Annotated in this window: 15 protein-coding genes; 11 read left to right on the top strand and 4 right to left on the bottom strand. The window is 62.7% G+C overall.

Annotated elements, in window-relative coordinates; all coding sequences use genetic code 11:
- The first annotated feature begins 122 nt into the window (after positions 1-122).
- The 10 genes from G8E10_RS08445 to G8E10_RS08400 all read left to right on the top strand — a co-directional run bounded on the left by G8E10_RS08445 (position 123) and on the right by G8E10_RS08400 (position 14,108).
- A complete protein-coding gene (locus G8E10_RS08445) occupies positions 123-3,605 on the top strand; it encodes a response regulator (RefSeq protein ID WP_110801733.1) in 3,483 nt (1,160 codons plus the stop codon).
- Positions 3,602-4,441, top strand: coding sequence for a CheR family methyltransferase (locus G8E10_RS08440; protein ID WP_110801586.1), 840 nt, complete (start codon positions 3,602-3,604; stop codon positions 4,439-4,441). The genes G8E10_RS08445 and G8E10_RS08440 overlap by 4 nt, the downstream gene beginning before the upstream one ends.
- Positions 4,438-5,013, top strand: coding sequence for a chemotaxis protein CheB (locus tag G8E10_RS08435; protein WP_110801587.1), 576 nt, complete (start codon positions 4,438-4,440; stop codon positions 5,011-5,013). Before G8E10_RS08440 ends, G8E10_RS08435 begins: the two co-directional genes overlap by 4 nt.
- Positions 5,010-6,584 carry a response regulator gene (locus tag G8E10_RS08430; protein ID WP_110801732.1) on the top strand — a complete coding sequence of 525 codons (1,575 nt, stop codon included), beginning with the start codon at positions 5,010-5,012 and terminating at the stop codon, positions 6,582-6,584. Before G8E10_RS08435 ends, G8E10_RS08430 begins: the two co-directional genes overlap by 4 nt.
- Positions 6,585-6,693: 109 nt before the next feature.
- Positions 6,694-7,719 (top strand): LacI family DNA-binding transcriptional regulator, encoded by a 1,026-nt coding sequence (locus G8E10_RS08425; protein ID WP_110801734.1) that lies wholly within the window; start codon positions 6,694-6,696, stop codon positions 7,717-7,719.
- 25 nt (positions 7,720-7,744) lie between these two features.
- Complete coding sequence (locus tag G8E10_RS08420) at positions 7,745-8,983, top strand: ABC transporter substrate-binding protein (RefSeq protein WP_110801735.1); 1,239 nt, start codon at positions 7,745-7,747, stop codon at positions 8,981-8,983.
- A 120-nt stretch (positions 8,984-9,103) separates the two neighbouring features.
- Positions 9,104-10,021, top strand: coding sequence for a carbohydrate ABC transporter permease (locus G8E10_RS08415; RefSeq protein WP_110801588.1), 918 nt, complete (start codon positions 9,104-9,106; stop codon positions 10,019-10,021).
- 29 nt (positions 10,022-10,050) lie between these two features.
- Entirely contained in the window at positions 10,051-10,959 is a 909-nt protein-coding gene (locus G8E10_RS08410; protein ID WP_110801736.1) for a carbohydrate ABC transporter permease, read from the top strand.
- 27 nt (positions 10,960-10,986) lie between these two features.
- Positions 10,987-12,948: a glycoside hydrolase family 127 protein gene (locus G8E10_RS08405; RefSeq protein WP_110801589.1), complete on the top strand. Its 1,962-nt coding sequence runs from the start codon at positions 10,987-10,989 to the stop codon at positions 12,946-12,948.
- Positions 12,945-14,108: an ABC transporter ATP-binding protein gene (locus G8E10_RS08400; RefSeq protein ID WP_110801590.1), complete on the top strand. Its 1,164-nt coding sequence runs from the start codon at positions 12,945-12,947 to the stop codon at positions 14,106-14,108. The genes G8E10_RS08405 and G8E10_RS08400 overlap by 4 nt, the downstream gene beginning before the upstream one ends.
- A gap of 21 nt (positions 14,109-14,129) precedes the next feature.
- On the opposite strand, the gene G8E10_RS08395 is transcribed toward G8E10_RS08400, so the two are convergent.
- Together G8E10_RS08395 and G8E10_RS08390 are read right to left on the bottom strand one after the other, a co-directional pair.
- Positions 14,130-14,399, bottom strand: coding sequence for a hypothetical protein (locus G8E10_RS08395; RefSeq protein ID WP_132665013.1), 270 nt, complete (start codon positions 14,397-14,399; stop codon positions 14,130-14,132).
- A 148-nt stretch (positions 14,400-14,547) separates the two neighbouring features.
- Complete coding sequence (locus tag G8E10_RS08390) at positions 14,548-15,606, bottom strand: class I SAM-dependent methyltransferase (RefSeq protein ID WP_110801592.1); 1,059 nt, start codon at positions 15,604-15,606, stop codon at positions 14,548-14,550.
- A gap of 270 nt (positions 15,607-15,876) precedes the next feature.
- Between G8E10_RS08390 and G8E10_RS08385 the strand changes: the two genes are divergently transcribed.
- Positions 15,877-17,865 (top strand): putative bifunctional diguanylate cyclase/phosphodiesterase, encoded by a 1,989-nt coding sequence (locus tag G8E10_RS08385; RefSeq protein ID WP_110801593.1) that lies wholly within the window; start codon positions 15,877-15,879, stop codon positions 17,863-17,865.
- 55 nt (positions 17,866-17,920) lie between these two features.
- Here G8E10_RS08385 and G8E10_RS08380 read toward each other — a convergent pair whose 3' ends face one another.
- Both G8E10_RS08380 and G8E10_RS08375 read right to left on the bottom strand, forming a co-directional pair.
- Positions 17,921-19,276: a sensor histidine kinase gene (locus tag G8E10_RS08380; RefSeq protein WP_110801594.1), complete on the bottom strand. Its 1,356-nt coding sequence runs from the start codon at positions 19,274-19,276 to the stop codon at positions 17,921-17,923.
- Entirely contained in the window at positions 19,273-19,938 is a 666-nt protein-coding gene (locus tag G8E10_RS08375) for a response regulator transcription factor (protein WP_110807792.1), read from the bottom strand. The genes G8E10_RS08380 and G8E10_RS08375 overlap by 4 nt, the downstream gene beginning before the upstream one ends.
- Positions 19,939-20,018: the final 80 nt, after the last annotated feature.

Raw genomic sequence — 20,018 nt, 5'->3', positions numbered from 1 at the left:
CGCCCGCGTTGACGACGGAACGCGTTGTGCAGCGATCGTCTGCAATGATACAGCGCGTTGCGCGACAGCTCCGTCGCCATCTGCTTCCGTACCGTCGCCGCTCCTACCTCGCCGAGATTCCGATGACAGATATCCATCAGCCCAGAACATCGAGCCTCAAGCTCGGTCTTGATCCTGTCGTCGCCTTCAGCCTTGCCGGAGCGTTGGTCTTCTTTCTGATCAGCGGCGCCGTCGCCTATCTCAACCTGCATACGTTGCGCGACAATAACGACAAGATCGTCCATACCCACGAGGTCATCGTGGCGCTCGGCAAGCTTCTGTCGAGCGCGCAGGATGCGGAAACCGGGCAGCGTGGCTTCCTGCTGACGGACAATGCCCGTTATCTCGATCCTTACAATGTCGCCGTCCTCGCCGTTCCCCGGCATCTCAACGATATTGCCCGGCTGGTGCAGAACAATCCTGCACAAGGGCGCCGTATCGAGGCGATCCGTCTCAGCGTCAATGCCAAGTTCGCCGAGTTGAGGGAAACGATCGAGCTGCGCCGGAGCCAAGGCCTGCCGGCAGCGCTTGTCGTCGTCAACTCGGATCGCGGCAAGGCGGCGATGGACGCCATCCGATCGCAGCTTTCCGAGATGGGACAGGAAGAGACGCGCCAGCGGCAGCAATGGCTGAGCGAGATGGACGACGCCTATGGCACCGCCCTCGTCAGCAGCATCTTTTCCGGCATTCTTGGGCTTCTCCTGACGGTTACCATTGGCGTCCTCATCCGCCGCGCCACTCTTGCGCGCCGCCGGGAGGACTGGCTGCAGGCGGGGCAGGTGGGCCTCAGCACCGCCGTCATGGGCGACCAGCGCACGGAGCAGCTGGGCGACAGCATTCTCACCTTCCTGGCGGACTATGCCGGAGCCGTCGCCGGCGCGATCTTCGTCGGCGACAGGGGCATCTTCCAGCGGTCCTCGACCTATGGCGTTCCCGATGGCGCGGACATTCCGCGTCAGTTCAAGCTGCGGGAAGGCCTGCTCGGGCAGGCGGCAGCCGGCGAGAAGGCCGTGCTGGTCGCAGATGTTCCCGATGGCTACCTGTCCTTCGGTTCCGCGCTTGGGCGAGACAAGCCGCGGCACCTCGTCATTTCTCCTGCCATCATCGATGGCGAGGTCAACGCGGTGATCGAGCTCGGCTTCCTCCGTCCGATCGACGAAAGCGTTCTCGCTCTGCTGGAGCAGGCGGCCGCCTCGATCGCGACGGCCGTCCGGTCGGCAAACTACCGCACCGATCTTCAGAACCTTCTCGCCGAAACCCAGCGCCAGTCCGAGGAACTGCAAGTCCAGAGCGAAGAGCTGCGGGTTTCCAACGAAGAGCTGGAGGAGCAGGGCCGGGCGCTGAAGGAATCCCAGGCGCGGCTCGAGCAGCAGCAGGTGGAACTCGAACAGACCAATTCGCAGCTGGAAGAGCAAACGCGCCAACTGGAAACGCAGCGCGACGATCTGGAGCGCGTCAACGGGGCGGTGCAGCTGAAGGCGCGCGAGCTGGAACAGGCCAGCCGCTACAAATCCGACTTCCTCGCCAATATGTCGCACGAGTTGCGCACGCCGCTGAACTCGTTGTTGATCCTTGCCAAGCTGCTTGCCGACAATTCCGAGGACAACCTGACCGGCGAACAGGTGAAGTACGCCCAGACGATCGAATCCTCGGGCAACGACCTTCTTACCTTGATCAACGATATCCTCGACCTCTCGAAGATCGAGGCGGGGCACATCGATATTCGCCCGGAGGCGGTCTCCGTCGAGCGGCTTGCCAACAATCTGCGGCAGGTGTTCGATCCCGTGGCGAAAAACAAGCAGCTCGATTTCGCGGTTGAGATTGCGCCGGAATGCCCGCCGATGATCGAGACCGATTTGCAGCGGCTCGAACAGGTTTTGAAGAATCTCCTGTCCAACGCGTTCAAATTCACCTCCGCCGGCAAGGTGTCCGTCTCCATCCGTCGTGCCGGGGCACGGTATGGCAGCGGGGAGGGACAGATCGCGCTCGCCGTCACCGACAGTGGTATCGGCATCGCCGAGGACCAGCAGCGCAACATCTTCGAGGCCTTCCATCAGGCCGATGGCACGATCAGCCGTCGTTATGGCGGAACCGGCCTCGGCCTGTCGATCTCCCGCGAGCTCGTTCGCCTCCTGGGCGGGGCGATTCATCTGGAGAGCCAGCCGGGTCAGGGCAGCACGTTTACGATCACCATTCCGGAAGCCTACGACGCGACACGGGTCGCCGCCCGCCAGCCGCGAGAAAGCGCTTCGGCGGCACCCGCATCTGCTGCACCTGCGCGAGCCCCAGTCGGCGCTCCCGCGATCGAGCAGCGCGAGACAGCCGCCGTTTCCAGGGCGCGCCTCGTGGACGACGACCGCGCCGCGCCGTCCGACAACAAGCGCGTGCTCCTGATCATCGAGGACGACGTGACCTTCGCCGCGATTCTTCGGGACCTGTCGCGCGAGATGGGCTTCCGCACGCTGGTTGCCGGTACGGCGCAGGAGGCTCTGGAGCTTGCCCGCCAATTCATGCCGAGCGCCATCGTGCTCGATGTCGGCCTTCCCGACCAATCCGGGCTCTCGGTTCTCGACCGGCTGAAGCGCGACGTGCAGACGCGGCATATTCCCATCCACATGGTTTCGGGCGACGACCATACGGAAACGGCGCTCTCGCTCGGCGCCGTCGGCTACATGCTGAAGCCGGTGAAGCGCGAACAGCTGGTCGAGGTGCTGCAGAAGCTCGAGGCGAAACTTTCGCAGCGGGTGCACCGCGTTCTGATCGTCGAGGACAACGACGTCCAGCGCGAGGCGGTGGCCCGCCTCCTTACCTCCCACGACGTGGAGACGGTGACCGCGGGAACGGCGGCCGAATGCCTGAAGCTCCTGCAGGAACAGACCTTCGACTGCATCGTCCTTGATCTCTCGCTGCCCGATGCCTCCGGCTATTCGCTGCTGGAGACGCTGAGCCAGGATAGCGACCGCGCCTTCCCGCCGGTCATCGTCTATACCGGCCGCGTGCTGTCGGCCGACGACGAGTTGCAACTGCGCCGCTATTCCAAGTCGATCATCATCAAGGGTGCGAAATCGCCTGAGCGGCTGCTCGACGAGGTCAGCCTGTTTCTGCACCAGGTCGTGTCCGACCTGCCTGCCGAGCAGCAGAAGATGATCCGCAAGGCCCGCAGCCGCGACGCGCTTCTGGAAGGCCGCCGCATCCTCGTCGTCGAGGACGATGTGCGCAACGTCTATGCGCTGACCAACATTCTCGAGCCGCGCGGCGCCGTGATCGAGATCGCGCGCAACGGACAGGAAGCGCTGGATGCGCTCGCGAAATCGACAGTCCAGCCGGGAGCCGGCATTGATCTCGTGCTGATGGACGTGATGATGCCGGTCATGGACGGCCTGACGGCGACGCGGGAGATCCGGAAGAACACCCAGTGGAAGAAACTGCCGATCATCACCCTCACGGCCAAGGCCATGCCCGACGACCAGCAGCGCTGCATCGAGGCCGGGGCGAACGACTACATGGCGAAGCCTCTCGACGTTGAGAAGCTGCTATCGCTCGTTCGCGTCTGGATGCCGCGATGAGTGATCTTTCCGCGTTGGAAAAGGTCGAGGACATCGAGATCCGCCTTCTGCTGGAAGCTCTTTATTCCCGATACCATTATGATTTTCGCGGCTACGCCATGGCGTCCGTCAAGCGACGCCTGCGCCAGGCGCTGGAGCAGCTCCATATTTCCACCATTTCGGGGCTTCAGGAACGGCTTTTGCACGACCGGGACATGCTGCCGCAACTGCTGGGCTACCTCACCGTTCAGGTCAGCGAGATGTTTCGCGATCCCGACTATTTCCGCGCGATCCGCGAACAGGTCATCCCGCATCTGCGAACCTACCCTTCGCTGAAAGTCTGGGTGGCCGGCTGCAGCCATGGCGAGGAACTCTATTCCCTCGTCATCCTCTTTCGCGAAGAGGGGCTCGAAGACCGCACGTTGTTTTACGCGACCGATATCAGCCAGGAAGCGCTGCAGATCGCGGAGGCCGGCGTCTACCCGCTCGACCGCATGCAGCTTTTCACCGAAAACCATCGCAAGTCGGGCGGCAAGTCGTCGCTCTCGGATTACTATCAGGCGGCCTATGGCCGCGTATCCTTCGACCGGACGCTGCGGCGGAACGTGGTGTTCTCCGATCACAGCCTCGTCACGGATGCCGTCTTTGGCGAGATGAACCTGGTTTCCTGCCGCAACGTGCTGATCTATTTTGATCGCACCCTGCAGGATCGCGCGCTCGGCCTCTTCAAGGACTCGCTGCCGCGAAAAGGGTTCCTCGGCCTCGGTGCGAAGGAAAGCATCCGTTTTTCCGATCATGCCGGCGCGTTCCGCGACTTCGTGCGGGAGGAGAAGATCTACCAGAGGATCGGCGAATGAGCGACCTCCGCCCGCAGGCCGTCGTCATCGGTGCCTCTGCCGGTGCTTTGGAGGCCCTGACGATCATCCTGCCGGCTTTGCTCGCCGATTTCCCCGTGCCCATCATGCTCGTCGTCCACATCCCCGGCGACAAGCGCAGCGTGCTGGCCGAGCTGTTTCAGGCGAAGTGCCGGATACGGGTGATGGAAGTCGAGGACAAGGAGCCACTCGTCGGCGGCACGGCCTATTTCGCGCCGCCCAACTATCATCTGCTCGTTGAAGGCAATAGAACGCTTTCACTCTCCAGCGATGAACCCGTGATGTTCTCCCGACCCTCCATCGATGTCCTCTTCGAAAGTGCTGCCGATGCGTTCGGGGCAGCGCTGGTCGGCATCGTGCTCACCGGCGCCAATCACGACGGCGCTCGGGGCCTGCGTGCCATTTCGGATGCCGGCGGCCATGCCGTCGTTCAGGATCCGGCGACGGCTTTTGCCGCCGCAATGCCCGAAGGTGCAATCGCACGGTGTCCCGATGCCCGGGTGTTGCCGCTTGACGCGATCGCGGCGTACCTTCAGAAGGTCGTATGCGCATGACCCCCGTTACCTTTCTGCTGGTGGATGACCTGGAGGAAAACCTCCTCTCGCTGGAAGCCCTGCTGCGCCGCGACGGCCTGACGCTTCTCAAGGCGCGCTCCGGCGACCAGGCGTTGGAACTCTTGCTGCAGCATGACGTGGCACTGGCGCTGATCGACGTGCAGATGCCCGGCCTCGACGGCTTTGAGCTTGCCGAGCTGATGCGCGGCAACGAACGCACCCGCCGCGTGCCCATCATCTTCGTCACGGCCGGCAGCACGGATGGCCAGCGCCGTTTCCGCGGCTACGAGGCGGGTGCGGTCGACTTCATCCAGAAGCCGATCGAAACCGACATTCTCCGCAGCAAGGCCGACGTCTTCTTCGAACTCTACCGCCAGCGCCAGCAGATCGCCGAGCAGCGCGATGAACTGGAGGCGCAGGCGCAGGCCCTGCGCGAAGCGGATCGCCGTAAGGACGAGTTTCTGGCAACCTTGGCGCACGAGTTGCGCAATCCGCTGGCACCGCTGCGCCACGGGCTCGATGTGCTGCGCCGGAACCCGACGGGGGAGGCCGCCGAGGGCATTCGCGAGATGATGGACCGGCAGATGGTGCATCTGGTGCGGCTGATCGATGATCTGCTCGACGTTTCCCGCGTCAGCCAGGGCAAGATCGGACTGCGCAAGGAGCGCATCGCAGTCGAGACGATTATCCGGTCCGCCATTGAGGCGAGCCGTCCGCTGATCGACGCCTCCGGACACCGGCTGACCGTGGATCTGCCCGGCGAACCCCTCTGGCTGGATGCCGACCCGACCCGCATGGCGCAGGTCGTCGCCAACCTTCTCAACAACGCCGCGAAATATACGCCGGCCGGGGGGCAGATCGGGATCGCGGTCCGCGCGCTCGGCGGCAGCGCCGTTATCGACGTGTCCGACAACGGCATCGGCATCCCCGAAACGCTGCACTCCGACGTGTTCCAGCTGTTCGCGCAGGTCGATGGTCATCTGGAGCGCGCACAGGGCGGTCTGGGTATCGGGCTTGCCCTCGTCCGCCAGCTCGTCGTTCTCCATGGCGGCACCGTCGAGGTGACGAGTGCGGGCACCGGGAAGGGCAGCCTTTTCACCGTTCGCCTTCCGCTTGGGCAAGTGCCTGCCGACGTCTCCGCACCAGCCATTGCCGTCGAGCCGACGACGGACGAGCCCCAGCACGGGGCCACACAGACGCTGCGTTCTTTGAAGGTGCTGATCGTGGATGACAATGTCATCGTGGCAGATGCGCTCGGATGGATGCTGGAGGAGATCGGGCACCAGTGTGAGGCGATCCATGACGGGCGCGAAGCGCTCGACGTCGCCACGCGCTTCCAGCCGGATGTCATCCTCCTCGATATCGGCCTGCCGGGCATGGACGGCTACGAGGTCTGCCGCGCCTTCCGCAACCAGGACCGGTTCAAGGCGACGACCATCATCGCCCAGACGGGGTGGGGGCAGGACAAGGACAAGGCGAAGGCGCTCGAGGCAGGCTTCACCCATCACTTGACGAAGCCGGTCCTGATCGACGACCTGGAGCACCTGCTCAAAACGGTCCCCGTCGCCTGACGAAAACTCTTTCGCAAGTTTTTCATTGAGAAAACGTTTTCTCATTTGACGAAGCGCTTGAGAAAAGCTTTTCTCTGCTCCAACAGCAGCGGGGAGGTTGCAGGACACCATGCGCGGAAAGGGAGGACGGCAGACGATCCGGGATCTTGCGGCCATGGCAGGGGTCAGCATTTCCACGGCGTCGAAGGCGCTGAACGACACGGGCCGCATGGGCGAGGAGACGCGCCAGCGGGTCAAGCGCGTCGCACGCGAGATCGGCTTTCGGCCGAATGCGCTGGCGCAGGGACTGTTGTCGAAGCGCAGTTTCACCATCGGCCTCCTGACGAACGACACCTATGGTCGCTTCACCCTGCCGGTCATGGCGGGTGTTTCCGAAGCCTTGGTCGATCGCGGCGTTTCCGTCTTTCTCTGCGCCATCGAAGACGATCCAGCGCTCGGTCAGGTGCATGTGGATGCCATGCTCGACAAGCAGGTGGACGGCATCATCGCCACGGGAAAGCGCGTCGATCGTCGCTTGCCGATCGACCTGTCGGATGTCCCGGTGCCCGTGGTCTACGCCTTTACCGAGGGTGGACCGGACAGCGTGTCCTTCCGCTCGGACGATGCGCATGGCGCGACGCTCGCGGTGGAATGGCTAAAGGCGAGCGGGCGGCAACGGATCGTGCATGTGACCGGCCCGGAGGACTTCTTTTCGGTCCGCGAGCGAAGCGGCGCCTTTCGCGCGGTGACCGGGAATGGGGCAACCGTTCTCTTCGGCGAATGGTCGGAAACCTGGGGGCGGGATGCCGTCGACAGGATCTGGTCGTCGCCCGGCGAGAAGCCGGATGCGCTCTTCTGCGGTAACGACCAGATCGCCCGGGGCGCAGTGGACGCTCTTCGAGAACGCGGCATTCGTGTGCCCGAGGATGTTGCGATCGTCGGTTTCGACAATTGGGAGATTGTCGCAGCCCAGATGCGTCCGCCACTGACATCGGTGGACATGGACCTGAAGGAACTCGGGCGTCAGGCAGGCCTGACCATCCTCGCGCTGGCGGAAGGCCAGCCCGTGGAACCGGGCGTGAGAACGTTGCCGTGCCGGTTGGTGGTTCGGCAATCATGTGGGGTCGGGAGCCCCAAGACTGAGAAACGGCGCTGAGGAGCGCCACAAGGGAGGAATGACCATGATGAAAAAGCTTCTCGCTGCGACGAGCCTGCTCGCGCTGTCTCTGAGCCCAGGCCTCGCCTCGGCCGAAACCATCAATATGTGGGTGCGCACCGGCGTCGGCGACGCCTTCAAGAATGTCGTCGCCGCCTACAATGCCGGCCATGACGATAAGGTCGAGCTGACCGAAGTCCCCTTCTCGGAACTCGTGCAGAAATACGCGACCTCGATTGCAGGCGGTCAGGCGCCGGACGCGCTGTCGATGGACCTGATCTACACCCCGGCCTTTGCCGCCGCGGGCCAGCTCGAAGACCTGACCGACTGGGCGAAAAGCCTGCCCTATTTCAATGCCCTTTCACCGTCGCATGTTCGTCTCGGCACCTATGAGGACAAGATCTACGGTCTGCCGCTGTCCGTCGAGACCTCCGTCTTCGCCTGGAACAAGGACCTCTACCGCAAGGCCGGCCTCGACCCCGAAAAGGCGCCCGCCAACTGGGACGAGATCACTGCGAACGCCGAGAAGATCCGCGCGCTCGGCGACGACACCTACGGCTTCTACTTCTCGGGCGGCGGCTGTGGCGGCTGCATGATCTTCACCTTCACGCCGCTCGTCTGGGGCGCGGGTGCCGATATCCTCTCGTCCGACGGCAAGACTGCGACGCTCGACACGCCGGAGATGCGCAAGGCGGTTGATATCTACCGCAACATGGTCAAGAAGGATCTCGTGCCATCGGGCGCGGCCAGCGACAACGGCACGAATTTTCTGTCTTTTACCAATGGCAAGATCGGCCAGCAGAGCCTTGGCGCCTTCGCCATCGGCACCCTCGTCACCGAGCATCCGACGATCGATTTCGGCGTCACGCTGATCCCCGGCGTTAACGGGCAACCGTCGTCCTTTGCCGGCGGCGACAATGTCGTGGTGACCAAGGGCACGACCAAGCTCGAGCCGGTCAAGACCTTCATCCAGTTCATCTATTCGGAAGAAGGACAGAAGATCATGGCCAAGTATGGCAGCCTGCCGACCCGTGGCGATATCGCCGATGAGGTGCTGAAGGGTCTCGATCCGCGCATGGACGTGGGTATGAAGGCGATTGCGGTCGCAAAGACGCCCTATACCCTGCAGTTCAACGACCTGCTCAATAGCGCGAACGGTCCCTGGGCGACCTTCATCAACGCCTCGATCTTCGGCGACGACGTCGATGGTGCGTTCTCCTCGGCTCAATCCGAGATGCAGTCGATCATCGACAGCGGCCTGTAATCCTCCCCTTGGTCGCCCGCGGGCGGAGGGGGAACGCATCCCCTCCGCCCGGTTCCTTCAGCGACCGCGCCCGATGTCGTTCGGGTCGTCGGCCGGACCGTGAAGTGTGAGATCTGCCCCATGACCGTTGTTCCCAACCTGTCGCGCGCCGCGGGACGCCCGAAGCCGAGATCGTCGGCATGGCGTGGCATTTTGTACATCGCACCCGCCATGGCGCTCGTCATCCTGTTCTTCGTCATTCCGGTGATGATGACCGCCTGGATGAGCCTGCATGCCTGGCCGCTGATGGGCGCTCAGCGCTGGATCGGCATCAACAACTACATCCGCATGATCAATGACACGCGTTTTCTGTCGGCCCTGCGGTTCACGGCGCTTTACACGGTCGTCGCCACCATCGCGATCTTCGCCGTGGCCTTTCCGCTGGCGCTCTTCGTGGAAAAGCACCGGCGTTTCGTGGGCGCCTATCGCACCGTCATCTTCCTGCCCGTCGTCGTGGGGCTGGCGACCGCATCGCTCCTGTGGGTGTGGCTTGCCAATGTGGACAGTGGCTTCATCGGGCCTCTCCTCCGGGCACTCGGCATCGTCGAGCGCAGCCCCAACCTGCTGGCCAGCTTCGACAGCGCGTTTCTGACCATCATCATCATGGTCGTCTGGAAGATCGCGGGCTTTACCATGATCATCCTGCTCACCGGCCTGCAGGCCATTCCGGCCGACATCGTCGAGGCGGCACGCATCGACGGGGCGAAGCGCTGGCAACGGTTTCGCTACCTGACGCTTCCTTTGATGCGCCGCACGATCGCTCTGGCCCTCATCATCTCCGTCACCGGTTCGATCCTCGCCTTCGACCAGTTCTATATCATGACGGCCGGCGGCCCCCAGAACCGGATGATCTCGGTCGTCTACTACATCTTCAACCAGTCCTTCGTGTCCTTCAACCTCGGCTACGGCGCTTCGCTCTCGATCGTGCTGCTCGCCATCCTCGTTGCCATCAGCATCGTGCAGCTCTGGCTGCTGAAGGTCGGAGACGACAAGGCATGACCATGACGCAGACAGCGCTCCCCCCGACCATGACAGCAGCCGGACACCCGATAGAGGTAAGACCGAACCCGGCAAACGAGGCCGCAAAGCTCGCCCGTGCGCGCCGCAAGCGCAATTGTGCGGTCGCCTACCACACGGCCGGCGTCGCCATCGTCCTCTTCTTCCTCGCACCCTTCGCCATCGCCTTCCTCGCCTCATTTCGAAGCGGCGCGGAAGGCATGACCCCGCCGCTGCCGCCGTGGCCGACGACGGGTTTCAGCCTCGACTCCTATCGCTCGCTCGATACGTTCGGTGCAGGTGTCTGGCAGCACACGTTGAACTCGCTCATCGTCTCGCTCGCCACCGTCGTGCTCACCGTCGCCATCAGCCTGCTCGCGGGCTACGGCTTCTCGCGCTATCGGTTTCCGCTGAAGAACACGCTGTTCGTGCTGATCATCGCGACGCTGATGATCCCGTTCCAGTCGATCCTGACGCCGCTGTTCATCATCCTCGCGAAGCTCGGGCTCAACAATTCGCTCTTCGGGCTGGTGCTGGTCTATGTCACACTGCAGCTGCCCTTCTCCGTGTTCATGATGCGCAATGCCTTCGATGCCGTGCCGAAGGAGATCGAAGAGGCCGCGCGGATCGACGGGGCGCGCGATCTGAAGTTGCTGGTGCGCGTGCTCCTGCCGCTCGTCCTTCCGGGCGCCGCCACCGTTGCGATCTTCGCCTTCCTCAATGCCTGGAACGAGTTTCTCGCGGCGCTCGTGCTTCTCTCCAGCAATGACAACTACACCATGCCCGTCCTCATGATGGCGGTGCGCGCCGGCCGGCTCGGCGCAATTAACTGGGGCGCGGTCCAGGCCGGGGTGGTCGTCATGACGATCCCGTGCCTCATCATCTTTCTTCTCCTCCAACGCTACTACATGCGCGGCCTCATGGCCGGCGCCGTCAAGTGATGCCTCCTCATTCTGAAAGTGAAAGCCATGGATAGCAACGTGCATACCGAGAACCAGACCCGCCCCCACTCCCGCAAAGACCGTAAATTCCGGCCGCTGCCGGTCCCGAGCGTCACGCTTGGCGGTCTCTTCGGTGAGCGGCAGGATGCCATCTGCGCAACGACGGCGAAGACGCTGCTCGACCGCTGTGTGGAAGCCGGCATGCTCACCGCCATCGACGTCAGCCTCCCGAGCCCCGGCGTCGTGCTGCCGATCCAGCCCTGGGACGGGTCGACCCAGATGTTCTGGGACAGCGATCTGGGCAAGTCGATCGAGACGGCCGCCTATTCGCTCTTCCGTTCGCCCAACCCCGAGCTGGAGGCCCGCGTCGACCAGATCGCCGATCTCTATGAGACGCTGCAGGATGAGGATGGTTATCTGAACGCCTGGTTCCAGCGCGTGCAGCCCGGTCGCCGGTGGACGAACCTGCGGGATTTTCACGAACTCTACTGCGCCGGCCACCTGATCGAAGGGGCTGTCGCCTACTACCAGGCGACGGGTAAGCGCAAGCTTCTCGACGTCATGGCGCGCTTCGCGGACTATATGATCACCGTCTTCGGCCATGGCGAAGGCCAGATCCCAGGCTATGACGGACACGAGGAAATCGAGCTGGCGCTGGTCAAGCTTGCCCGCGTGACCGGCGAGCAGAAATATCTCGACCTGTCGAAATACTTCATCGACGAACGCGGCACCGAGCCGCACTTCTTCATCGAAGAAGCGAAACGCGACGGTCGCGAGGCGAAGAAATTTGTCTTCCACAGCTTCGAGTACAACCAGTCGCACCAGCCGGTGCGCGAGCAGACCCGGGTCGTTGGTCACGCCGTGCGCGCCATGTACCTCTATTCCGGCATGGCCGACATCGCGACGGAATATAGCGATGACAGCCTGACAGGCGCGCTCGAAACGCTCTGGAGCGATCTGGTTACCCGGCAGATGTACGTCACCGGCGGCATTGGCCCGTCTGCGGCGAACGAGGGCTTTACCGACCCTTACGACATGCCGAATGAGAGCGCCTATAACGAGACCTGCGCCTCGGTCGGCATCGTTTTTTGGGCCGCGCGCATGCTCGGTCGCGGCCCCGATCGCCGTTATGCCGATATCATGGAGCAGGCGCTCTACAACGGCGCGATGGTGGGTCTCTCGCTCGACGGAACACGCTTCTTCTACGACAACCCGCTGGAAAGCGCCGGCAAGCACCATCGCTGGACCTGGCATCCATGCCCGTGCTGCCCGCCGAACATCGCTCGGCTGCTCGCCTCCATCGGCTCCTATATGTATGCCGTCTCGGACGACGAGATCGCGGTTCATCTCTATGGAGAAGGCAAGGCGCGGTTCGAGATGGGAGGTGAAGAGGTCTCGCTGTCCCAAGAAACGCGCTATCCCTGGAATGGAGCCATTCGTTTCGACGTCGGTCTTGCCAAGCCTGCCCGCTTCACGCTTTCGCTGCGCATTCCCGCATGGTGCAAGGGGGCGATGCTCTCGGTCAACGGCGCGCCCGTCGATCTCGACCAGGTGATGGTCGATGGTTATGCGCGGATCGAGCGGGAATGGTCCGACAAGGACGAGATCGCGCTCGACCTGCCGCTTGCGCCGCGGCTTCTGCGGGCCAATCCGTTGATCCGCCAGGATGCCGGCCGCGTCGCGCTCGTGCGCGGTCCGCTGGTCTATTGCACGGAAGAGACGGATAACGGCACCGGCCTGCAGAGGCTGGCGATCACCGGCGAGCCGGCATCCGCGACCGAACGTCCGATCCCGGGCCTCAACGATGCGATCGCGCTCGAGATCTCGGCCGAGCGGGATGAGGCCGACTGGGGCGAAACGCTCTATCGCGAGGCGGCGCCTGAGGCGACGAAGGTCACCGCACGGTTCGTCCCCTATCATCTCTGGGACAACCGGGAGCCGGGCGAAATGCTCGTGTGGATGCGCGACGGCAAGGGAGGGGTGAAATGAGCCTGGCTCAAGATGCCCGCGTACCCGTCTGGCCCGGCGGAGCGACAGCCGGGCCTGACGGCGAAGATGGCGCTGCGACCGGGGGCGTTCGCCTGTCGGGGGTGCGAAAGTCCTTCGGCAGTCTCGACATCATCCACGGGATCGACCTGTCCATCCCGGAGGGTGCCTTCACCGTCTTCGTCGGCCCATCAGGCTGCGGCAAATCCACATTGCTGCGGATGATTGCGGGGCTCGAGGAGGTTTCGGACGGGTTGATCGCCATCAAGGGACGCGACGTGACCGATCTCGATCCGTCGGATCGCGGCATTGCGATGGTCTTCCAGTCCTATGCGCTCTATCCCCATATGAGCGTTCGCGACAACCTCGCCTTCGGCCTGAAGATGGCGAACACCCCGAAGGCGGAGATCGACCGCCGTGTCGCGGCGGCATCCGCCATCCTCAAGACCGACCGCCTTCTCGACCGGCGCCCGGGGCAGCTTTCCGGCGGCCAGCGCCAGCGCGTTGCCATCGGCCGCGCCATCGTGCGCAAGCCGGACGTCTTCCTGTTCGATGAGCCGCTGTCGAACCTCGACGCGGAGCTTCGCGTCTCCATGCGCATCGAGATCGCCCGGCTCCACCGAGAACTCGGCAACACGATGATCTACGTGACGCACGACCAGACGGAAGCGATGACGCTGGCGGACATGATCGTGGTCTTGCGGGAAGGGCGGATCGAGCAGGTCGGGAGCCCGCGCGAGATCTACGAGAACCCGGCCAACAGCTTCGTCGCCGGCTTCATCGGCTCGCCGCGGATGAACCTGTTGAAAGCGAAGCGCGTGGGGCCGGAAAGCCTCGAGCTGGCCGATGCGATGCTCGCAGCGCCTTTTCCGACGGCATCGGGGGATCACGAGGAGGACGTCACCTTCGGCATCCGGCCCGAGCATCTGACGGTCGGTCATGAGATCGTCGATGGTCGTTCGCTCACGGCAACCATCGACTTTTCGGAATATCTCGGCGGGACGCAGTATCTCTACTGCCAGCTTGCCGATCGCCAGACGGTAACCGTTGAGTACCGCTCACCCGATACGGTCAAGCCCGGCGACCGCATCGTGCTGTCATGGTCTCCGGACGCGATCCGGCTGTTCAATGCGGCAGGCCTTCGCTTACGGCAGGACATCTGACGGCGCGTGTGAGCGGCCCAGTCATCGCCGCGGCGGCTGGAAGCGTTCCAGTCGCTTGGCGACTTGGGTTTCCAACAGCGAGAAATTGTCTGCGATGGCCTTCGCATCTTCGCTCGCCGTCATCGCCAGATGCACGATGCCGTCCAGCTTCTGAATGAGGCGACCTGCCAGGTGGCGCTCCTTGTAGCTGAAGATATCGCCACCGCGAACGAGCAGGCATAGGCTGTAGATGTGCCTGATAGAGTGTCGTTCCGACGCCAAACTGAGCCACTGCGCTCTCGTAATATGCATTTTTCCTCCGGACCAAGTGGAGGAAGACGAAGACGGATCGAAAAGAGTTTCACGACGTCGGCAGTTTTTCGTTTTGTCACAAGCTGCAGTTTTGGCCACAAATTCGGCCGCACAAGCGGCCGAACGAGAAGCGTGCCGGGGCCGCTTATTACGGCTTACGGATGGTGCCGTAGATAATGTTGCGGTTCGCGCCGAAGAAGACGTTCTTCTCCGCCGGCTGTCCTTCAAGGCTCGCCTCGATGATCGACCACATCTCCGACTGCGACCGCAGGAGAAGCGTCCAGTTCATCATCGTCTCCATGTAGCCGTCATCGGGAACTTCCGTGGAGAAGTTGGCGAACAGGAACATTCCGCCGGGCTTCAGCATCGAAAGGCACGTCTGCGTCAGCTTCACGGCGACCTTGTCGGCCAGGTAGTCGTAGAGGCCTGCCGCATAGATCAGGTCGAACTGCCGAAGACTGTAGGCATTCTTCAGAAGGCCGCGCACCGAGCCGTCCATCGCGTCGATCGGTGTTCCGTTGAAGTCGCGCATGGTGCGGCCGACGCTTAGAGGGTCCTGGTCGAGCGCCACCCATCGCTTGATCCCGCCCTCACGTAGAGCGCGGGATGTCTCGGCCTCGCGGAGATGCCCTGCCGCAACCGCGAGCACTTCCGTTTCCGGTCCCACTTTGGCAGCGGTTTCATCGACGGTGCGGGTCAGAAGATCGCGACGTTCCCGCACGGCCACGGCGGAAGGGGCGTTGCGCGTGTATTCGTAGAGTGTACGCCCGAGCGGCGAGGCGCGCTCGACGTCGGCTGCGATATCCGGGTGGCCGTAGATGAAGTCGATCAGGCTCGCATCTCCGGAATAGCCGCGCGGCTTTTCGAACGACCAGCGGGTGAACGGGTCGTTGTGGAAGTAGGCGGCCACGGGATGATCCTGGACCATGGGAATGAGGTCCGGCCAGACCGCCCGGTATTTTTCGCGGCTCTCGTGAAGGGAGCGGATCAGGCGATCGATGATCTGATCGGGGCTACGGTCTGCCTGAATTTGCTGCGAGGCGACCTGCAATATCAGCGTCAATTCGTCTCTGGCGATCCGAAGTTGCCGTTCGTCGGCAGGGGCTCCGCTGGGGAAAACCTCTCTGTTGACAGCGGTCGGGGTGATCAGGCTTTGCCCGTCAAAAGCGGCGAGTGGGTTCTTCACGCTACGTCCTTTGGTTACCATTGGGTTAACAAGACGCGTAAGAGATGACTCAAATTGTCTGGAAATGCATGGACGTTTCGATTTGTTGGTTAATGGCACACATGCCCCGCTACGGCACAGGCGTTCAGGCCTGTGGAAAGGAAGTGTTAAGCCGTTTTCGCTAATGTTTGCCGCGGCATTTGTAAGCGTGATAAAACATTGAAACGGTTTGTCGGGATCTTCTATTCGAGGGCCTGGTCGCCGAGTACCGGTGCATAACTTCGGCACAGCAATGAAAGCGGTGGAGAGTGCATGATGCACAAGTCGACCGACACCATCGAGTTCGGCGCGTCGAGAGATCCGCTGCAGCAACCGAAGGTAACCCTTCGCGAGCTTTACAAGCGTCATGGCGAGAATGCGCACAAGCAGTCGACGCGCCGTGGGCTTTGGGCTGCCGTGTTCGTCTATCTCGTCTTCTCGATCAGCGACATTCTCCTGATCGGCGACGTCGCGCCGTATGTCGTCGGCGCGCGTTTCACGATTTCCATCATCATGTTGATCGCGCTGGAATTGCAGATGCGGCGGTCGTCCACGGCCGACGCCGTCGATAGCACGGCGGCGATTGCGCTGATCTTCGCCTATTCCGGCTGGCTCATACCGAGCATGATGAGCGAACACTCGGTCGTCATGTCCTATTACATGGTGTTCGGCGCTATCTTCATGATGAGCGTGAACCTGTTCTTCAATTTCCCGTTCCGGATCTCCGTCGTCGCCTCAGGCATCATCGTGCTGATCTTTCTGGCCGGCCTCGTCTGGTTTCCGAATGTCGGATACAGCTACAAGTTCACGTTCGGTCTCTTCTGCCTCTCCTGCTTCATCTTTACCTCCTATGTGAACTGGAAGCTGAACCTCGAGCGCTACAACGTGTTCCTCAACGCTCTGGAAGCGAAAGCCCAGCATCGACAGGCGGCCGAGCGTGGCGAGGCCTTGTTGCGGTTGTCCCATACCGATCCCCTCACGGGCCTTGCCAACCGGCGCGCGATCGACAATCGTCTGCGTGATTTCTGGCGAGACTGGCAGCAGGCCGGGCGCACCTTTGCCGTGATTCTGGTCGATGTCGATTTCTTCAAACGATACAACGACTATTACGGTCATCTCGAAGGCGACAAGTGTCTGGTACTGGTCGCCCAGGCCTTGCGTGCGTTTGCCGAGGAGCACAAGGCCTCTGTCGGCCGGTTCGGTGGTGAGGAGTTCATCCTGCTTGCGCACGTGGCATCCGAGCAGCAGACCGCCGAACTCTGCGAAGCCATTCGCCAAACGGTCGAGGATCTCGGTCTCCTGCACGAGCAGCGACGGGATGGAACGTCGAAGGTTACGGTCAGTGTCGGTGCGGCCTTTACCGCGGACCGAAACCTTTCCAAGGTCGAGAAGGTGATCCACCAGGCGGATCGCGCGCTCTACAGCGCCAAGGCTTCCGGCCGCAACTGCGTCAAGCTGTTCCATATTAACGATCCGAACAATCGCGACGACGGCGAAAACATTGCCGCCTTGCTGAAGATCGCCGTACCGCAAGGCCTCGTGTCCATGGTCTACCAGCCACTGCAGGACGTGGCGACGGGCAAGACATATGCCTATGAAGCCCTGATGCGGCTGAAGATGTCGGATGGCGCCTTCATCTCCCCCTCGCTGTTCATCCCGGCGGCCGAGCGGTCCGGTGCGATCGTCAATCTCGGGCAGTGGGCTCTGCGTCGCGTCTGCGAGGAGCTGCTGGTGACCAATCTCGCGCCCGTTGCCAGCGTCAACGTCTCACCGCTGCAGCTGAAGACGCCCGGTTTCGTCGCCTTCGTGGCACGGACGCTGGACGAGTTCTGCCTCACCGGCGATCGCCTCGCCTTCGAGATCACCGAGGGGCAGGACATGGAGATCCATTCGAGCCTGCTACGCTGCATCAGCGACCTGCGCGCCCTCGGCATCAAGATCTGGCTGGATGATTTCGGCACGGGCTTTGCCGGCCTCTCCTGGCTTCGCCTTATCGATTTCGATTGCATCAAGATCGACAAATCCTTTCTGCACGATTGCGACACCCAGCGCGGCTGCGCCATGCTCGACGATATCCTGCGGCTGGCGCGCAATCGGGGGGCAACGATCCTTGTCGAAGGCGTCGAGACGGAAGAGCATTTCGCGCTCATGCACCGCCTGAAGATCGACCTGATGCAGGGCTACTATGTCGGCCGCCCCGCACCCGCCACGAGCCTTCGGCCGATCAGGCAACTCCCCAAGCTGGTCGTGGTCTCAAGGTAGACTACGCTAGCCAGGCTACATCACGACTGTCGCACGGAAGCTCACGCCGGCGATATTATGGAAGCAACCGTTCATCGGCAGTGGGAAGTTCGACAATGACTTCAAGCCCGGGTGATGCATTCCTAAGCAAAATCGAGCCATGCGCGGCTTCCACGATGTTCTGCGCGATGGAAAAGCCAAGGCCTGCGCCAGCGCTGGTCGTGTCCAGCCTTTCTCCACGGCGCAGGACATAGGAAAGTTTGTCTTCCGGGATGCCTGGGCCGTCGTCTCGGATCGAGAGGCGGATCCGGTCGCCCATGCGCTCGGCTTGAAGCGTCACACTTTCCTCCGCATATCGCGCCGCGTTTTCGAGGATATTCCCCAGCAATTCGGCAAGGTCTCCTGCGTCCAGACGGACACAGTCGGTTGCCGACAAGCCGTTGTGCCAGTCGATGGCGTCGCCTTGCGGCGTGCGGCTGAGAACGCTGATGACGCGGTCGGCGACGTCGGCGAGACTGGCGCGTGCCGTGACGTCGCGACCTGCCATTCTCGCCCGCACCATTTCCTGGTCCACCAACCTGCGCATGCCGAGGATTACGCTTTCGATGTCGTCGGCGGCTTTCGCCATGCCGGCCTCGCGCAGATGCAGCACATCGCCGGTGAGCGCCTGCAGAGGCGTCTTGAAGCCATGTGCGAGATCGGCCGCACGCTCACGCGCCTTTTCCAGTTGCTCTTCCCGCGAGGCAAGCAGACCATCGACTTCGACTGTCAGTGGCAGCACCTCATCGGGAAAGCCACTGCCGAGGCGCTTTGCTTCGCCGGTGCGAATGGCGGCGATGCGGTTCCGCAACACCTTCAGCGGCCTCAGGCCGACGACGATCTGCGCGAAACTGGCAAGGCACAGAAGAACGGCAAGGATCACGAGCAGCGGCGCGAGGTCACGGCGAAAGTCGGCCGTGGCGCGCTCGATCTCCTGCCTGTCGATTGCGACCGCGGCGAGGACCGTCTGCGCGCCGAGGTTTGGACCGGTCACGATCCGGCGCGCAAGCATCAGAAGTCGGGTATCGGCCGGGCCCTGGACGAGCGACTGCTTCGGCTCTCCCGGAACCAATGCCGGAAGAGCCAGCGTCTGGTCCCAGAGCGACCGGGACTGGCGCCGGGTGTCGTCATATTCGATCGACCAGTAGAGACCTGAAAGAGGCCGCTGGAATCGCGGGTCCGCTGGCGGGCGCGTCACGTCGAGACGACCGGCGGGATCACGATCGAGTCCGGCGATAACCTGATCAAGGTGGAGCTTGAGTTCCTCCACGATCCGGCGCTCGACATGCCGCTCGAACAGCAGCGACAGGCCGAGAAAGGCTACGATGAGCGCGAGTGCTACGGAGGCCGCACCCGCAAGCGCAAGGCGCAGGCGCAGCGAATGCCGGGTCATTCCGCATCTCCGCCCATCATATAGCCAAAGCCGCGTCTGGTCGTGATCGCTTCGCTGCCGAGCTTCTTGCGCAGGCGCGCGACGACGGCTTCCAGCGCGTTGGCATCGCGTGAGAAATCATCGCCATAGACATGATCCTGAAGCTCCATGATCGGAACCGTCCGGCCCTTGTGATGCGCGAGGTAGCTGACAAGACGGTATTCCAGCGGTGTGAGCCGGGCGGGCTTGTTGGAGACGAGGACACGCATCGTGCGGGTGTCGATCGTCAGCTCGCCGATGTCGAGCGTCGCTGCGCCATGACCGACCGAGCGGCGGATCAGCGCCCGCACGCGCGCGAGCAGTTCCTCGAACTGGAAGGGCTTGGGCAGGTAGTCGTCGGCCCCGGCATCGATACCCTCGACACGCTCCGCCCAGCTTCCCCGCGCCGTCAGAACCAGAACAGGCATGTGACGTCCGTTAGCGCGCCAGCGCTTCAACACGCTTATTCCATCAAGCTTCGGCAATCCGAGGTCGAGGACCACCATGCCGTAATCCTCGGTATCGCCCTTGAACCACGCATCGTCGCCATCATGGGCGAGATCGACGACGAAGCCGGCGCCCGTGAGCACGCCGACCAGATCTTCGCAGATCCGCCTGTCATCTTCCACGACAAGCAACCGCATCAGCCTGTTCGATCCCTACGCATGAAACTCCTCCGATCGTATCCCGAGGCTTTTGCCCGTTTCCGTTCATCTAATGCATG

Origin of the sequence: Ferranicluibacter rubi (assembly GCF_011603255.1) — a bacterium.
Classification (GTDB): Bacteria; Pseudomonadota; Alphaproteobacteria; order Rhizobiales; family Rhizobiaceae; genus Ferranicluibacter; species Ferranicluibacter rubi.
The sequence above is the reverse complement of the archived record's forward strand: the minus strand, read 5'-3'. Positions and strand labels throughout refer to the sequence as shown.

Coding starts and splice junctions, on each gene's coding strand:
- G8E10_RS08390 (WP_110801592.1), bottom strand. CDS start 15,606: ATGGTAACCAAAGGACGTAGCGTGAAGAACCCACTCGCCGCTTTTGAC.
- G8E10_RS08400 (WP_110801590.1), top strand. CDS start 12,945: ATGAGCCTGGCTCAAGATGCCCGCGTACCCGTCTGGCCCGGCGGAGCG.
- G8E10_RS08405 (WP_110801589.1), top strand. CDS start 10,987: ATGGATAGCAACGTGCATACCGAGAACCAGACCCGCCCCCACTCCCGC.
- G8E10_RS08415 (WP_110801588.1), top strand. CDS start 9,104: ATGACCGTTGTTCCCAACCTGTCGCGCGCCGCGGGACGCCCGAAGCCG.
- G8E10_RS08380 (WP_110801594.1), bottom strand. CDS start 19,276: ATGACCCGGCATTCGCTGCGCCTGCGCCTTGCGCTTGCGGGTGCGGCC.
- G8E10_RS08410 (WP_110801736.1), top strand. CDS start 10,051: ATGACAGCAGCCGGACACCCGATAGAGGTAAGACCGAACCCGGCAAAC.
- G8E10_RS08385 (WP_110801593.1), top strand. CDS start 15,877: ATGATGCACAAGTCGACCGACACCATCGAGTTCGGCGCGTCGAGAGAT.
- G8E10_RS08420 (WP_110801735.1), top strand. CDS start 7,745: ATGATGAAAAAGCTTCTCGCTGCGACGAGCCTGCTCGCGCTGTCTCTG.
- G8E10_RS08440 (WP_110801586.1), top strand. CDS start 3,602: ATGAGTGATCTTTCCGCGTTGGAAAAGGTCGAGGACATCGAGATCCGC.
- G8E10_RS08395 (WP_132665013.1), bottom strand. CDS start 14,399: ATGCATATTACGAGAGCGCAGTGGCTCAGTTTGGCGTCGGAACGACAC.
- G8E10_RS08430 (WP_110801732.1), top strand. CDS start 5,010: ATGACCCCCGTTACCTTTCTGCTGGTGGATGACCTGGAGGAAAACCTC.
- G8E10_RS08435 (WP_110801587.1), top strand. CDS start 4,438: ATGAGCGACCTCCGCCCGCAGGCCGTCGTCATCGGTGCCTCTGCCGGT.
- G8E10_RS08425 (WP_110801734.1), top strand. CDS start 6,694: ATGCGCGGAAAGGGAGGACGGCAGACGATCCGGGATCTTGCGGCCATG.
- G8E10_RS08375 (WP_110807792.1), bottom strand. CDS start 19,938: ATGCGGTTGCTTGTCGTGGAAGATGACAGGCGGATCTGCGAAGATCTG.
- G8E10_RS08445 (WP_110801733.1), top strand. CDS start 123: ATGACAGATATCCATCAGCCCAGAACATCGAGCCTCAAGCTCGGTCTT.